At 71.5% G+C, this 15,592-nt stretch carries 13 protein-coding genes; 3 read left to right on the top strand and 10 right to left on the bottom strand.

What is annotated here, in order from left to right; genetic code table 11:
• Window positions 1–15 precede the first annotated feature (15 nt).
• From F1721_RS04490 to F1721_RS04470, 5 genes are all read right to left on the bottom strand, one after another.
• A complete protein-coding gene (locus F1721_RS04490; RefSeq protein ID WP_150065251.1) occupies window positions 16–357 on the bottom strand; it encodes a hypothetical protein in 342 nt (113 codons plus the stop codon).
• Between the two features lie 114 nt (window positions 358–471).
• On the bottom strand, window positions 472–1,089 hold the full coding sequence (locus F1721_RS04485) for a LysE family translocator (RefSeq protein WP_150065250.1): 618 nt from the start codon (window positions 1,087–1,089) through the stop codon (window positions 472–474).
• Between the two features lie 81 nt (window positions 1,090–1,170).
• Window positions 1,171–1,986 (bottom strand): helix-turn-helix domain-containing protein, encoded by an 816-nt coding sequence (locus F1721_RS04480; protein WP_246154208.1) that lies wholly within the window; start codon window positions 1,984–1,986, stop codon window positions 1,171–1,173.
• Window positions 1,987–2,109: 123 nt separating this feature from the next.
• Window positions 2,110–3,189, bottom strand: a complete 1,080-nt coding sequence (gene ychF / locus F1721_RS04475) for a redox-regulated ATPase YchF (protein ID WP_150065248.1) — start codon at window positions 3,187–3,189, stop codon at window positions 2,110–2,112.
• A gap of 100 nt (window positions 3,190–3,289) precedes the next feature.
• On the bottom strand, window positions 3,290–3,508 hold the full coding sequence (locus tag F1721_RS04470; RefSeq protein ID WP_150065247.1) for a hypothetical protein: 219 nt from the start codon (window positions 3,506–3,508) through the stop codon (window positions 3,290–3,292).
• Between the two features lie 106 nt (window positions 3,509–3,614).
• On the opposite strand from F1721_RS04470, the gene F1721_RS04465 reads away from it, so the two are divergent.
• The gene (locus tag F1721_RS04465) at window positions 3,615–5,090 is read left to right on the top strand and encodes a DNA-3-methyladenine glycosylase 2 family protein (protein ID WP_150065246.1); all 1,476 of its coding nucleotides are present in this window, start codon (window positions 3,615–3,617) and stop codon (window positions 5,088–5,090) included.
• Between the two features lie 30 nt (window positions 5,091–5,120).
• Window positions 5,121–5,624, top strand: a complete 504-nt coding sequence (locus F1721_RS04460) for a methylated-DNA--[protein]-cysteine S-methyltransferase (RefSeq protein ID WP_150065245.1) — start codon at window positions 5,121–5,123, stop codon at window positions 5,622–5,624.
• 431 nt (window positions 5,625–6,055) lie between these two features.
• On the opposite strand, the gene F1721_RS04455 is transcribed toward F1721_RS04460, so the two are convergent.
• Window positions 6,056–9,007: an AAA family ATPase gene (locus tag F1721_RS04455; protein WP_150065244.1), complete on the bottom strand. Its 2,952-nt coding sequence runs from the start codon at window positions 9,005–9,007 to the stop codon at window positions 6,056–6,058.
• Window positions 9,004–10,188 (bottom strand): exonuclease SbcCD subunit D, encoded by a 1,185-nt coding sequence (locus tag F1721_RS04450; protein WP_150065243.1) that lies wholly within the window; start codon window positions 10,186–10,188, stop codon window positions 9,004–9,006. Before F1721_RS04450 ends, F1721_RS04455 begins: the two co-directional genes overlap by 4 nt.
• Window positions 10,189–10,455: 267 nt before the next feature.
• On the opposite strand from F1721_RS04450, the gene F1721_RS04445 reads away from it, so the two are divergent.
• Window positions 10,456–11,322 carry a DNA recombination protein RmuC gene (locus F1721_RS04445; protein ID WP_387511709.1) on the top strand — a complete coding sequence of 289 codons (867 nt, stop codon included), beginning with the start codon at window positions 10,456–10,458 and terminating at the stop codon, window positions 11,320–11,322.
• Window positions 11,323–11,333: 11 nt separating this feature from the next.
• Here F1721_RS04445 and F1721_RS04440 read toward each other — a convergent pair whose 3' ends face one another.
• The 3 genes from F1721_RS04440 to F1721_RS04430 form a co-directional block, all read right to left on the bottom strand.
• Window positions 11,334–12,272, bottom strand: coding sequence for an alpha/beta hydrolase (locus F1721_RS04440; protein ID WP_150065241.1), 939 nt, complete (start codon window positions 12,270–12,272; stop codon window positions 11,334–11,336).
• An 80-nt stretch (window positions 12,273–12,352) separates the two neighbouring features.
• Complete coding sequence (locus tag F1721_RS04435) at window positions 12,353–13,852, bottom strand: FGGY-family carbohydrate kinase (protein WP_150065240.1); 1,500 nt, start codon at window positions 13,850–13,852, stop codon at window positions 12,353–12,355.
• A 173-nt stretch (window positions 13,853–14,025) separates the two neighbouring features.
• Window positions 14,026–15,441, bottom strand: coding sequence for an L-fucose/L-arabinose isomerase family protein (locus F1721_RS04430; RefSeq protein ID WP_150065239.1), 1,416 nt, complete (start codon window positions 15,439–15,441; stop codon window positions 14,026–14,028).
• Window positions 15,442–15,592: the final 151 nt, after the last annotated feature.

The following is a 15,592-nucleotide window of genomic DNA, read 5'->3' as shown; positions in this document are numbered from 1 at the left end:
GATGCGAAGCTGCGCTCAAGCGAGGGGCAAACCGGCTCGACCGACCAACCACTCGTGGGTCGCCGATGTGGGCACTCCCAGGTCCTCGACCTCGAACGCCTTCTCCTCCCAGAACGGCGAAGCACCATCGAGCGTGGCCACCGACTCGGTGAAGCGCACAGCGACCTCCGTCTGAGAAGCCTGCGGGTCCGAGTCCGCAGCGAGGTGGATTTCCATCCGCACCTGCGGAACCCACGCAAGTGGCCACACCTCCAGCACCTGCTGCGCCGTGAGCCGACGAGAACGTGAAGCCAGGCCAAAACCTGCGGCCGCGAACCGCGACCGGTCGATGTCGGAGAACGGGTAGTGGAAGCTCACCGAATAATCGTGAGTCACCAGGACGTGGGGCGGGCCGCCGCGGATCAGACGTTTTGGCAGAACTCCACCGAGTTCCGGCACGGACCAACCTCACGACGCCGATACCTGCGGCGCTCACACCACAAGCGTCCTCACCGCGGCGAGCACCGCTCCGATCCCGAACAGCGTCACGACGATCGCCGCGGCCTTTGTGATCCACGGGAGCGCCCGCGCGAGAATCGTGCGGCTTCGCTTGGCACCCATCACAGCGGCGACGAACAGGTCCCACGCCAGCACGATGGAGAACATCCACGCCCCGTACAACGTGAGCTGCCCGGTCGTCGCCGACGACAGCGTGGCGGCGAGGCTGACGTAGAACAGGAGGTTCTTCGGGTTCAGGAGCCCGGAGGCGAGCCCGAGGCCAACGTTCCTGATCCACACCGCGCGTCCCACAACACCTTCCGCGTCGACGGTGAGCGAGATCCGCGCACGCCAGAAGGCGAGGCCCATCGAGATGAGGAACGCACCACCGGCGAGCTCGATCCACGCGAGGATCCGATCGTCACCAACCAAGGTGAGTCCGGTGAGCGCGGCGACGATGAACACCCCGTTCGCCGAGGCGATGCCCGTGCAGACACCGCTTGCGCTGCGCCACCCGTGGGCGGCGGCGGTTCGGACGATCAGGAAGAAGTCGACGCCGGGGATGAGCAGCGCGAGGAAGTGGGCGAGGGCGACGGCGAGAAACTGATCCATCAAACTTTCGTTCGGGACGAGCGGAGAAGACGCTGCCCATCTTGAGGTCCGCTCGCGCTCACCGTATTGAACGAAATTGCATCAGCGCATGTACGCGCCAGGCGTCGTCGCCACGTGGGCGCGGAACACGCGGTGGAAGTGGCTCTGGTCCGCGAACCCCAGGGTGTGCGCGACGGAGGCGATCGGCTCCCCGCCCCGCAGCATCGCCCGCGCCCGCATGACGCGCGCGTTGTTGCGCCAGGCGATCGGCGTGAGACCGGTGGCGCTCTTGACGGCGCGGATCAGCTGGTATCGACTCATCCCGACGTCGGTCACGAGATCATCGAGGCGCGGGTCCTCCGGCCGCTCTGCGAGCACGTCGAGAACCGGGCGGAGCCTGGCCGCGAGTGCGGATGCGCCGACAGGATCCTCGCGCCGGACGCTCGCGGTTCCGAGCCCGGCGAACGCACGGCGAAGCGACCGTTCGAGCCCGTCGAGATCACGCGGCCCCTCGAACAGCGCTGCGTTCACCTCGCCGAAGAGGCGGTACGCGTCGGAGTCGCGATGCACTTGGATCGCCCCGTCGAATGCCGTGTCGTGCTCCCACGCGCGCACGCGAAGCCACTCCGGATCGAAGAGCATCATCTGGTACACCCAGTCGCCGCTGACCGGGTTGCACGAGTGGACGTGCCCGGCGGGGATGAGAATGACGTCGCGCGGTTCGAGGCGCACCGGCGATGCGGACCGCCCGACGAACTCGCTGGTCCCCTCGTCGATCAACCCGACGGCGAAGCGATCGTGCGTGTGCGGCCGGTAGCAGGAGTTCTGCCTGCAGGAGCGCCTCGACTCGATCTGCGGGAAACGCGGATCGTGCCAGAACTCCGGCGACCGGATCCTGGTCCCCGTCGCCGCCCTCACAGGTCTGATCCTATGACGCATGGCCGGGCCCTTCCGCGCCCGCACTGTTCGGGTCTCCGGCTTGCTGACAACGGCCCCCTGATCACGAGCGGGCGGCGGAGGAGCCCAGCCCCGACCTGCCGGTCACACGTTGAAGCGGAACTCCACGACGTCGCCGTCGGCCATCACGTAGTCCTTGCCCTCCATGCGGACCTTGCCCGCCGACTTGGCCTCCGCCATCGAGCCCGCGCTGGTGAGGTCGTCGTAGGAGACGATCTCGGCCTTGATGAAGCCGCGCTCGAAGTCGGTGTGGATCACGCCCGCTGCCTGGGGCGCCGTCCAGCCCTGGCGGATCGTCCAGGCGCGGGCCTCCTTCGGGCCAGCCGTCAGGTAGGTCTGCAGGCCCAGGGTGTGGAAGCCAGCGCGGGCCAGCGCGTTGAGGCCCGGCTCCGCCTGGCCGATCGACTCCAGCAGCTCGCGCTGGGACTCCTCGTCGAGCTCCTTGAGCTCCGCCTCGACCTTGGCGTCCAGGAACACCGCGTCCGCGGGCGCGACCAGGTCGCGCAGCTCCGCCTGCTTGGCCTCGTCGGCCAGCACGCCCTCGTCGGCGTTGAACACGTAGAGGAACGGCTTGGTGGTCAGCAGGTTCAGCTCGCGCAGGTCCGGGGTGTCCTTGCCCAGGCCCGCCGCGAACAGCGTCTTGCCGGAGTCGAGGATCTCCTTGGCCTGCTGCGCCAGCTCCAGGGCCGGGCGCTTGTCCTTGTGCGTGCGGGCTTCCTTCTCCAGCCGCGGCAGCGCCTTCTCCAGGGTCTGCAGGTCGGCGAGGATCAGCTCGGTGTTGATCGTCTCGATGTCGCTGGACGGGTCCACCCGGCCGTCGACGTGCACCACGTCGGGGTCGTCGAAGACCCGGATGACCTGGCAGATCGCGTCCGCCTCGCGGATGTTGGCGAGGAACTTGTTGCCCAGGCCCTGGCCCTCGGAAGCGCCCTTGACCAGGCCCGCGATGTCCACGAACGACACCGTGGCGGGCACCGTCTTGGCCGAGCCGAAGATCTCCGCGAGCTTGTCCAGCCGCTCGTCCGGCAGCGGCACGACGCCCACGTTCGGTTCGATGGTGGCGAACGGGTAGTTCGCCGCGAGAGCGTCGTTGCTGGTCAGCGCGTTGAACAAGGTGGACTTGCCGACGTTGGGCAGCCCGACGATTCCGAGGGTGAGGCTCACGCCCTGGAGTCTAGGTGCTCGCCCGGACCGGCATCGGCCCCGGTAGGGCTCGTGAGCGGCGAGGACCACCACCGCCGCTCACGAGGTGCGCCGGTCCGTCCTAGCCGTCGTCCTGCTGGTCGTCGCCGCCCTGGTCGTCGCCGCCCTGATCGCCCTGCTGGTCGTCGTCCTGGTCGCCCTGCTGGTCCTGCTGGTTGCCGTCCTCCTGCTCCTGCTGCTGCTCCGGAGCCGGTGCCGGGTCGTTGCAGCCAGCGGTGACCATCGCGGCGAGCGCGGCCCCGGCCGCGGCGGTGATGAGCTTGATCTTGGAATTCGCCATGTCGCGACGATAGGGATCAAACGCGCATTTGCCCACCCATCGCCCACGAACGGTCGTGTCCGATTTCCGCTAGTGACCGGTGCTGCCCGCTGGCACGATCGAAGGCATGTTGGTGGGAACCGAGGAAGCCTTCCGGGCAGTGGCCTCGCGCGATGCGCGGTTCGACGGCTGCTTCATCCACGCCGTCCGCTCGACCGGCATCTACTGCCGCCCCTCCTGCCCCGCTCGCACCCCGAAGCGCACCAACAGCGTGTTCTTCGCAACAGCCGCCGCCGCGCAGGCCGCCGGGTTCCGGGCGTGCCGGCGGTGCCTGCCGGACGCCGTGCCGGGGTCGCCCGAGTGGAACCTGCGGGCCGACCTCGCCGGTCGGGCCATGCGGCTGATCACCGACGGCGTGGTGGACCGCTGCGGCGTCCGCGGGCTGGCCGACCAGCTCGGGTACTCGGAGCGGCACCTGACCAGGGCGCTCACCGCCGAGCTCGGCGCCGGTCCGCTCGGCCTGGCCCGCGCGCACCGCGCGCACTCGGCGCGGATCCTGATCGAGACGACGGCGATCTCGTTCAGCGATGTCGCCTTCGCGGCGGGCTTCTCCAGCCTGCGGCAGTTCAACGACACCATGCGCGAGGTCTTCGGCACCACGCCGACCGAGATGCGCAGCCGCGCGCAGCGCCGGAACGACGCCCCGAGCGGCGCTGGCACCGTGCCCCTGCGGCTGCCGTTCCGCGCCCCGTGCGACGCCTCGGGCGTGCTGCGCTTCCTCAGCCAACGTGCACTGGCAGGCCTGGAAGAAGCCGGGCCCGACCACTACACGCGCTCCCTGCGGCTGCCGTACGGAACCGGAGTCGCGACGCTGCGGCCTCAGGACAAGTACGTCGCCTGCACGCTGCAGCTGACCGACCTGCGCGACCTCGGCAGCGCGGTGACCAGGCTGCGCCGCCTGCTCGACCTCGACGCGGACCCGATCGCGGTCCGCGAGGTGCTCGGCGCCGACCCGGTGCTGCGCACCTCCATCGCCCGCACACCGGGAGTGCGGGTTCCGGGCAGCGTGGACGGCCTGGAGATCCTGATCCGCGCGGTGATCGGTCAGCAGATCTCGGTCGCGGCCGCCCGCAAGACCACCGAGCGGCTGGTCACCGACCTGGGCGAGCCCCTGCCGCACGCGCAGGGCTCGGTGACCACGCTGTTCCCCACTGCCGAAGTGCTCGCCGAACGAGCGCTGGAAGCCCTGCCCGGACCGCGACGACGTGCGGAAACCGTCCGCGACGTGGCGGCCGCGGTCGCCGAAGGCCGGTTGGCCCTGCACCCCGGCCGGGACGAGGCGGAGCTGCGGCACGAGCTGGAGCAGATCCGCGGGATCGGCCCGTGGACGTCGAGCTACGTCGCCATGCGCGTGCTCGGCGCACCGGACGTGCTGCTCATCGGTGACCTCGCGCTGCGCCGCGGCGCCGAGGCCCTCGGACTGTCCGAAGATCCGGCGGTGATTCAGGAGCACGCCCGGAGGTGGAGCCCGTGGAGCTCCTACGCCGGGGTGCTGCTGTGGGAGGCTGCAGTCGCGCCACCACAGCTGCAGCGCGCTTCGTGAACCGCCGGGCTGATCCCCCTTGGAGTCGTTGTGATCAAATGGTCTACTGTGGACACTCCGGCCGGGCCCTTCACGGCCGTGGTCGATGGCGAAGGTGCTGTGCTCGCGTCCGGCTGGACCGCGCAGCTGGACGAGCTGCTGCCGCTGATCTCCCCCGCGCTGCTGTCCGAGACGCCGGTGGAAGCGGCCGATCTCGGTGCGGTGACGGAGGCGATCCGCAGGTACCACGACGGCGATCTGCACGCCGTGGACGGGACCCCGGTGCGGCAGAAGTCCGGGCCGTTCCGGGAACTGGCGTGGGAAGTCCTGCGGAAGGTTCCGGCCGGGGAGCCGGTGAGCTACGCCGAGTACGCGGCGCTCGCCGGTCGCCCGCAAGCGGTCCGGGCGGCGGCGTCGGCCTGCGCGCGGAACGCTGCGGCACTCTTCGTGCCGTGCCACCGGGTTCTTCGCAGCGACGGGTCGCTCGGTGGATTCCGGTGGGGAGCGCCGGTGAAGCGGTGGCTTCTTGAGCACGAGGCTGGGCTTGCGTCGTGAGCCGGGCGGTGCGACGGGGCTTTCGGTGACCGTGGGTTGGGGTTGCGGGGCGGAGCGGCGCGTGGAGGCCTTGGTGCGGGGTGATCCTGCGGTGCCGTTTGAGCTGAGCAGGGGTGTCCTCACCGGAGGATCGGTGGTGATACTTCGCAGGCTTGGCGTGGAGAGGTGCGGTGGGGTACGGGGTTGGTTTTGGGTTCAAAGCGGTGGGTGGTTGCTTTGCGCGGTGTTGCAATTTCAATCGAAATTGCCATCGTTCTCGACGGAGCCTGCGGTGGGGTGGCGAGGCAATTTCAATCGAAATTGCGGACGTCACCACCCCTCGCACGGCCGTGGCCGTGGTATCGGAGTCTTCACTGCACCTCGGGCCCACTGTGGGCGCGGCTTGGGCAGCGCTGAGGCTCGGTCGTCTTGGGCGTGTTTTGGGGCTTGGGTCAGGTTTGGAGTTCGAGGGTTGAGCCTTCTCGGGACTTTCTGACTCGGAGGCGGACTGCGATGCGTTGGCGCATTTCTTCGACGTGGGAGACCAGGCCGACCACTCGGCCTCCTGCTCTGAGGTCGTCGAGGGTGTCCATGACCAGGTCGAGGGTGTCCGCGTCCAGGGTGCCGAAGCCCTCGTCGATGAACAGCGTGTCCAGCAGCGCACCGCCGGTTTCCGCCGCCACCACGTCGGCCAGGCCGAGCGCCAGGGACAGCGAGGCCAGGAAGGACTCGCCGCCGGACAGGGTCTTGGCCGGGCGGACCTTGCCGGAGTAGTCGTCGAGCACGTCGAGGCCGAGCCCGCCGCGAGTCCCGCGCGCCCCGGCCGCATCGGAGTGCACGAACGAGTACCGCCCGCCGCTCATCCGCTGCAACCGCCGCGTCGCCGCGACGGCCACCTCCTCCAACCGCGCGGCCAGCACGTACGCCCGCAGCGACATCTTCCGCGCGTTCTGCCCGCGGCCGTTGACCACGTCCGCCAACGCCTCCAGCTCGGCGTGCTCCGCCAACGCCGGTCCGAGCTCCGCCCACGCTCCGCGCAAGCGCTCCGCGAGCTGCGCGATGTCGCGCTGCCGCTGCTCGGCGCGATGCGCCAGCGCAGCTGCGCGCTCCGCTGCTTCGCGTGCGACGGTGGCCGCCTCGGTGGCCTCTTCGAGGCCGACCTCGGCGGCTGGGTCGATTCCGGCGAGCTCCGCGCTCGCCAGCGCTGCGCGGGCGCCTGCGGCGCGCTCTTCGACCTCGGCCAGCGCCTCGGTGAGCTGGGTGATGCGTTCCTCGCTGCGCTCGGCGGCCAGGGCGGCGGCCGGGTCGGCGAATCCCGCGGCGGTCGCGGCTTCGGCCAGCGCCTCCTGCTGTTCGGTCAGGCGGCGTTCGGCTTCGTCGCGGGCTGTCCGGGCTGTTGTCAGCTGGTCGAGCCGTGCGGCGAGGTCGAGCAGGTGGGCGCGCCGGTCCGCGATGCTGGGGAAGTCGCCGCGCCCTTCGCGCAGCCGCGACTCCCTTTCTTCCACTGTGGACAGCAGCGTGGTGTGTTCGCTCTTCGCCGCCGCGAGGGCGGTGCGGAGCTGCGACAGCTGCTCGGCCAGGCGTTCCGTGGAGGCTTCGAGCTCCGCCAGGTGCGCGGTGCGCTGCGGCAGCTGCTCCGCTGCGCTTCGCAACGCTTCGCGCTCCGCTCGCAGTTCCTGCAGTTCGGCGGCGAGTTCCGACTCCGTTCGCTCGCCGAGGCGCTCCAGCAGCGCATCGACCTTCTGCTGCGCTCGCTGTGCTTCCACCGCGGCCTGTTCGCGGCGGCGGTGGGCCTTCTGCTCGTCGAGCTGGGCCTTCTCCTCGTCTTCGGCGCTCACCGGGTCGCCGATCGGCTTGCCCGGCTCCGGGTGCTCGGCCGAGCCGCACACCGGGCAGGGTTCGCCGGGGGTGAGCCGGGTGGCGAGTTCGGCGGCCATTCCGGCGAGGCGCCGGGCGCGGAGGTCTTGGAGCAGGTCGCGCGCTTGCTGGTGGGCGTCCACCGCCCGCTGGGCGTTGGTCGTCGCCGCCGCGAGCGCCTGCTGGGCGGCGGGGAGTTCGCGGGCGGCGGTCAGCAGTGCGGCGACCTCGGTCCCCCTGGCCTGGACGCCGTCCAGCCGGAGCTCCGCGTGCTTGGCCTCCTCGACCTGCTGGCGGGCGGCGCTGATGCGTTCCGGGAGGGCTGTCTGCTGTTCGAGCAGCTTCGCCTCCCGCTGCTCGTCGCGAGCGATCTGCTCGGCCAGCTCGGCCGCCCTGCGGCGGTCGGTTTCCTGTTGCTGCGCCTCGGGAACCAGGTGCGCGAGCGCACCGGCCTCCTCCCGCTTCGCCCCGGCCAGGGAGCGCAGCTCCGCCACCGGCGTTTCCGGGTCCAGCTCGCACCGCGCCGCTGCGGCCACGACCTCGGCGCCTGCCTTGTCGCGCTCCTGCTCGGCGCGCTGGACCGCGCGGTGAGCCGCCAGAACCGGGACCGCGCGGTGAGCAGCCTCCCGCTCCGCGCGCCACGCGTCGTGCTCGGCCTGCTGCTCGGCGATCTCGGCGAGCGTGGCGTTCGCCCGGCGAACCCGCCGCACCTTGTCGGCCAGCTCGCGGCGTTCCGCCAGGGTCGCTTCCGCCGACTCCCGCTCGCGGCGCAGCCTGGACTGCTCGGCCTGCGCCCCCTCCAGCTCGCGGAGCGCGGTCTTCTCGATGTCCTCCAACCAGCTCTGGTCGTCCACATCGGACTCGTGCACCGCGCCGGAGACCTGCGAGACGCGCGCGAGCAGCTCGCGCACCTGCTGGGTCTGCGCCTCGACCTCGCGGCCGCGCTCCCGGCGCCGTTCCACGAACCAGCGCTCGACCTCCCCGAAGCGCTGGGTGCCGAACAGCTTCTCCAGCAGCTGCTCGCGCTCCGCGGTGTCCGAGCGCAGGAACCGGGCGAACTCGCCCTGCGGCAGCATCACCACCTGGAAGAACTGCTCGACCGTCATGCCGAGCAACCGCTGCACCGTGCGGGCGACCTCGTCGATCCGGGTCAGGCCCTCCGGCGGGTACTCGGTCGGCGCACCGTCCACCCAGGTCAGCGAGGCCTTCGCCGGCTGCGTGGTGAACCCGTCACCGCGCTTCTTGGGCCGCTCGTACTCGGGACTGCGCTCCAGCCGCAGCCGCTGGCCCTGGATCGTGAGCTCCAGCACCACCTTGGTCGGCACATCGGGCGCGGCGGTGTCGCAGCGGAGCCGCTTGACCTGGCCGCGCGCACCCGGAACCGAGCCGTAGAGGGCGAAGGCGACCGCGTCGAGCAGCGTCGTCTTGCCCGCTCCGGTGTCGCCGTGCAGCAGGAAGAGGCCGTCGGCGCCCAGCCGGTCGAAATCGACCAGCTGGCGGTCCCGGTACGGGCCGAAGGCGGTGACCTCCAGGCTGTGCAGTCTCATTTCGCCCCCTCCGCGGCAGCGACCGCGCGCAGCGCCTCGCCGAGCAGCGCGCGTTCGGAATCGGTGGGATCCGAGCCCCGGCAGTCCGCCACGAACTGGTCGGCCAGCGCGCGGTCGTCGCGGCCCCGCACGATCTCGGCGTAGCGCAGCGGAGCGGTCGCGCGGCCGGTCGCGGGCTTCCACTCCAGGTGCACCGCGTGCGGGAAGCGCTGCTGGAGCTTGCGCATCGGCTCCAGCGGGCGGACCTCGTCGGTGAGCGTCACCGACAGGTAGCAGTCCTCCAACTCGGCGTGCTCGGGTGCTTCGAGCAGCTCCTCCAGCTCTCCCCGCACGGTGGCCAGGCGGCGCGGGACGGGCAGCTCGCGGCGCTCGACCCCGGCCAGGCCGTCGGCGTCGAGGTCCACCAGCCACACCGACTTGCGCTGCGCTGCCTCGGAGAACGAGTACGCCAGCGGGCTGCCGGAGTACCGCAGGTGCTCGGCCAGCCGCTGCGGGCCGTGCAGGTGGCCCAGCGCGACGTAGTCCACGCCGTCGAAGACCGAGCCCGGCACCTGCTCGACACCGCCGACGGCGATGGTGCGCTCCGAATCGCTGCTGTCGCCGCCCGTGACGAAGGCGTGCGCCAGCACCACCGAACGCGTGCCGTCCGGCCGCGCGGCCAGATCGGCGCGGATGCGGTTCATCGCCTCGGTGAGCACCGCGGTGTGGCCGCGGGACTCGATCTCGGCGCTGGCCCCCGGCACGTCCGCGCAGTCCTGCAGCGCGCGCCGCGCCGGATCCGGCTCCAGGTACGGGATTCCGTAGACGGCGACCGGCCCGTGCTCGTCGGCGAGCTCCACCGGCACGTGCAACCCGGCGACCTGGGTGCGCAGGTGCAGGCCACCGGCGGCGGCGAACTCGGCGAACGCGCCCACCCGCGCGGCCGAGTCGTGGTTGCCGGAGGTCACCACCAGCTGGGCGCCCGCCTCGCGGATCCGCGCCAGCACCCGCACGCAGGTCTGCACGGCCTCGCCGGACGGCACGGCGCGGTCGTAGAGGTCCCCGGCGACCACGACGACGTCGACCTGCTCGTCGACGACCAGGTCGGCCAGCCCGCCCAGGACGGCCTCCTGATCTCCGAGCAGGTCGCGCCCGTGGAACGTCCGGCCCACGTGCCAGTCGGAGGTGTGCAGTACCCGCATGGATCTCAAGTTATCGACGTCCGGGCGGAACCCCGCCGACCCCCCACGCCGCTTCGGCGTGTCGTGCACCAGCACCCCATCGCGTGACGGACCGACCACCTGCCGTCGCCGTCCCGGGCAGCGGGCCCGGGTGGCGGTGCGTGATCTTGTCGGGTCGGTCGGCCATCATCGGGGTGCAAACGGTCACTACCGGACGGAGCTCATGTGGGTACCGGCGTCCTGATCACCATCGTCGTCGTGCTGACGCTGTTGTTCGCCGCGGCGCTGATGCTGATCTGGCGGCTGTACACCGACAGCGCGCGCCGCGCCGACGAGGCGCTGCGCATGGTCGAGGCCGAGCGCGCGCGGAGCACCGAGCAGCAGGCCGCGCTGCGCCGGTACGAGGTGGCCTTCGCCTCCATCACCGGTCGCGGCGAGCTCGGCGAGCAGGTGCTGGTCGAGACCGCGCGGTCGCTGGGGCTGCGCGAGGGCACCCACTTCACGCTGCAGACCGACCTCGCGGGCGGGGGTGCGGCCCGACCGGACATGGTGCTCTCGGTCGGCGGTGGTCGGCAGGTCCCGGTCGACGCGAAGGCGAGCCTGGCGGTGTGGGCCGAGGCGATGGAGACCGACGACCCCGAGGAGCGCCGCGACGCCCTGCGCGTGCACGTGCGCAACATCCGCTCCCGCGCCACCGAGCTCGCGGGCAAGGGCTACCAGAAGTGGGCCGACGCGATCTACGGCTCGATCATGTTCGTCCCGTCCGACGCCGCCGTGGTGGCCGCCCTGGACACCGACCCGCAGCTGCTGTCCTGGCTGCTGGACAAGCGGGTCTTCCTGTGCGGGCCGACGGGTTTCGCGGTGCTGGCGTCGGCGGCGATGTTCGCCGCGACGGAGCGCACCATCGCCGAGGACATCGAGCAGGTGCGGGCGCAGGCGGTCCGCGCCCAGCGCGCCGCGAACGGCGCGGTGGAGGCGGTGAACCTCTCCAGCACGCACCTGCAGCGCTTCGTCTCCGCCCGCCGCCGCGAGCTCGACGCGCTCGAATCCTTCCGCAGCGCGGTCCAGCCCCTGGCGGAAGCGGCCGGTTCCGGCACCGTCGACCAGGTCCGCCGCAACGAGGACGCCCTGGTCAACGGGACAGCACCGGAGTAGGGCGCCCGCCGTCAGACGTGGGTTTCGACGAAGGCGGCGACGGTGTCGGCGATCAGCGGGGTGTGCGGGCCGCGGCCGAAGCCGTGGTCGAGGCCCTCGTAGGGGTGCATCTCCACGGTCACGCCGAGACCGCGCAGGGCTTCCGCGAAGTCCAGGCTCTGCTCCAGCGGGACCAGCGAGTCCGCCGTGCCCTGCTGGACCAGGAACGGCGGTTCGTCGCCGGAGAGGTTCCGGATCGGGCTCATCGCCTCCGCCTTCGCCGGGCAGTCCACCGGCATGCAGCCGAGCAGCTGGTTGACCACCCGGCGGGCGTACTCCTGCATTTGCGGCTGCGCGCGCTGCGCCTCGGCGCTCATGTCCGTCGGGCCGAACCAGTCCACCACCGCGCGGATCCCGGTCAGCCCGCCACCCGGCTTCCCCGGGTCACCGGCCACCGCGCCGAGCTGCGACACCAGGTGCCCGCCCGCGGAGGCGCCCCAGAGCGCGACCCGATCGGCGTCCAGGCCCCACCGACCGGCCTGCTGCTGCAGGTAGCGCACCGCGTCGGCCACGTCGACGACCTGCGCCGGGGCCTGCGCCACCCCGCTCAACCGGTAGTCCACCGTGGCCACCGCGTAACCGCGGTCCAGCAGTCGTTGCGCGGTCAGCGCCTCGGTGGCCGAGAGGTCCGAATCGAGCGTGCGGACGCCCGCGTCCCAGCCGCCGCCGTGCACGTAGACCACCAGCGGAGCGGGCTCCCGCTGCGGAGCGGGGAGGAACAGGTCCAGCTTCAGCGCACCGGTGTCGCGCTCGGCGTAGACCTGGTCGCGCACCACTTCGGCCGCGCCCAGTCCGCGGGCCGCCGTCTCGACCGGCGGGGCCTCGTCGGCGTCCGACACGCGCGAGCATCCCGCGGTGACCAGCGCCGCCAGGGCGAAGCAGGCCGCGAGAACACGTCGCGTCACCGACATTCCCCCCGAGCCTCCCCGATCTAGTTAAAGCTCACCCGAATGCCTGAGCTTAACAAGATCAGCAGAACGTCACCGGTGGATCAGCCGCGCTCATCCGCGGCGCGCTGCTCACCTGCCAGGAAGTGCGCGATCCGCACCGTGGACTCGTAGAGGTCCCGGTAGTGGCGGAAGTAGGCGTCGTAGCGCTCCGTGTGCTCCGGGTTCGGCCGGACGGTGCGCGCCACCGGGTTCCAGCCGTCCGGGTCGACGGCCGTGTCCGTGCCCACCCCCGCGAGCAGCGCATCGCCGTAAGCCGCGCCGATCGTCTCGCCCGGCACCTGCTGCTCCTGGCCGGTGATGTCGGAGACGATCTGCGTCCACAACCCGCCCTGGGTGCCACCGCCGACCGCGACCAGGCGCCCGGCCGTGCCGCCCGCCTCGCCCATCGCCTCCAGGTTGTGCCGGACCCCGAAACCGATGCCCTCCAGCGCCGCCCGGTACAGCTCGGCGCGCCCGTGCTCGAGGGCCAACCCGGCGATGATGCCCCGCGCGTCCGGGTCGAAGATCGGCGTCCGCTCGCCCGCGAAGTACGGCAGCATCAGAAGCCCGCGGCTCCCGGCGGGCACCGCGGCGGCCTCCTCGACCAGGTCGGCGAACTCGCCGTCGACCAGGTTCCGCAGCCACTGCGTGACCGCGCCCGAGGTCGCCATCCCCGCCGCGAGCGTGTACGTGCCGGGGAACGCTCCGCAGGTTCCCCACAGCGCCGGGTGCGGCCGCACCTCGTCGAGCACCTGGACGAAGAACATCGTGGTGCCGTACATGAGCATCACGTCGCCGGGCTGCCGCACGCCCACGCTGGTGGCCTCCGCCCACGCGTCCACGGTGCCCGCGGTCACCGGAAGTCCTTCCGGCAGACCGGTTTCCGCCGCCGCCTGCGCGCTGACCCGACCGACGACCTCGGTCGGCCAGGCCAGCTCGGGCAGCGTCAGCCCGGGGGCCACGCGCTGCGCCCAGTCCGCCGACCAGGTGCGGGACCGCAGGTCGTAGAGCGGGTCGCACTGGCTGGCCGAGTGGTGGTCGAGCACGTAGCGGCCGGTGAGCCGGTGCACCAGGTACGAGCTGCACATCAGCAGCATCTCGGTGCGCCGGTAGACCTCCGGCTCGTGCTTGGCCAACCAGCGGATCTTCGGCCCGACCGCCTGGCTGGACAGCGCGGAGCCGCCCCGGCGGAGGATCTCGTCGGCGCCGAGCTCCTCGGTCAGCTCGGCGATCTCCTCCGTCGCGCGGGTGTCGACGCCGTAGAGGATCGCCGGGCGCAGGGGCTTGCCGTCGCCGTCCGCGGGCAGCAGCACCGGACCGATGCCGCTGACCCCGAGCCCGGCGATCTCCCGCCCGTCGGCCGCGGGGACGAGCTCCCGCACCAGCCCCAGGAAGTCGTCCCACCACACCGCTTCGGCGTCGTGCTCGACCCACCCCGGGTGCGGGTAGGACGTCTCGTGCTGCCGACTCGCCCGGGCCAGGATCCGCCCGTCGGCGCCGACCAGCACGCCCTTCGAACTAGCCGTCCCGATGTCGATCCCGAGCAACACCTTCTCGGCCACCTGACCCGCTCCCTCTCAGCTCGACTGCTCGGCCCCCGACGGACGCGATTTCAATGGAGATCAGACCTCCGATTTCCATTGAAATCGCGGATGTTGTCCGCGGCCTTCGGCGTGTCGGCATCCGACGCGCCGAAGATCCGCGACTTCCATTGAAATCGCACCGGGACCGGGTGTCAGCCCCGGGTCCACTCGTCCAAGCGGATGTCGAGCTGCTCGGCGATCGCGCGCAACGCCGGGCGGTGGTCGCCGGGGATCGCGTGGATGTGGTTGGCGCCGAACTTCGACAGGAACAGCTCGCCCGGCGCGTCTAGGCGGGCGAACGCGTGCGGCCACTCCGGCGTCGACTGCTCCACCAGCGCCTTGTTGGTCGCGTCGTCGTAGTTCTCGAACTCGCCGAGCATCAGCTGCAGCCGGTACTCGCCGTTCTCCCGGGTCAGCCGCCCCAGCGTCATCTGCCCCGGCGCCGCGATGTGCTGCACGGACGCCCCACCGGCCGGGAAGAAGAACACCTCCGGGTAGAAGTTGACCTTGGCCAGGTTCTCCGCCGGATCGTCGCTGCGCGCGGCGTACCAGGTGGCGTGCTGACCGGAGTTGCACAGGTCCCAGATGTCGCGGTCGGCGTGGTAGTGGCGGACGTCGGCGAACAGCACCGGCTTGCCGGAGATCGCCTTGAACAGCTGCATGGTCAGCGCGCCGTCCATGTCCGCCTCGGTGGCGCAGACGTGCGGCTCCTTCGGGCCGTTCCAATCGTAGGGGTCGTTGAGGAACGCCTCGGTGACGTCCATGGTCGCGAAGTTCTCCGTCAGCTCCGGCTGCGCCTTGATGCCGGTGAAGTCCAGGCCGCGCTCCGCGATGATGTCCCGGATCGCCAGGTAGGAGCGCAGCTGGAGCTCCAGCAGCTCCGGGGTCAGCTTCTTGCCGTCGTAGTGCACCCCGGCGGCGTTCTGCTCGATCCACTCGCGGGCCTTGCGGGCCTCCCCGGCGTCCGCCTTGTCCGCGCGCAGGACCAGCTCGTACTGGTCGATCTCCTCCACGTCGACGCCGAACTTGCGCATCCACTGGTCGGTGTTGGCGACCGCGGTGTTCATGCCCATCGGCCGCCCGCCGAACCGGCCGAAGGTCGAACCCCGCAGCGACTTCACCGCGGCCGAAGCGGCGGCCTGCACGCCGATCTTCTCGACCAGCTCGGCGTCGTCCGGCGCGCCCCAGGCCCGGGTGTGCTGGCGGCCGATCTGGTCCAGCGCGCCACCGGCGGCGAGCATGCCGACCAGCCCCGGCTCGGTCGGGTCGGTGCTGGCCACCAGCACCAGCGGGCTGCGGGTGGCGTCCTGGGCGAGCATCGTGAAGTGCGGGAACGCCCAGACCGCGTAGTAGAAGACGGTCACGTCCACGTCGGCGGCGGCCACCTTGCGCGCCACCGAGGTGGCCAGCGAGTTGGTGGCCACCAGGTCGTCCCCGACCACCACTTCGTGCCCGGCCCCGCGCAGCGCCCCGACCAGGGCGTCCTGCTTGGACCGGATGAAGTCGGCGTTGCGGGCGTGGACGTGGTCACGACCGTCGGAAATGGTCACGACACCGATGCGGGCCACAGTTCCTCCAAGGTGAGCAGGCGGCGTTGACTGCGCAGGACCGGCGGCGAGGAGGCGCCGCCAGCCCACCCGGCGGGCTCCCCCGCGGGGCCGCCCGACCGGAACAACTCGTGTCCGAATGCCGACATGACCGGCGAGCAATCGTTTTCTC

The organism is Saccharopolyspora hirsuta (genome assembly GCF_008630535.1).
Lineage (GTDB): Bacteria > Actinomycetota > Actinomycetes > Mycobacteriales > Pseudonocardiaceae > Saccharopolyspora > Saccharopolyspora hirsuta.
The sequence above is the reverse complement of the archived record's forward strand: the minus strand, read 5'-3'. Positions and strand labels throughout refer to the sequence as shown.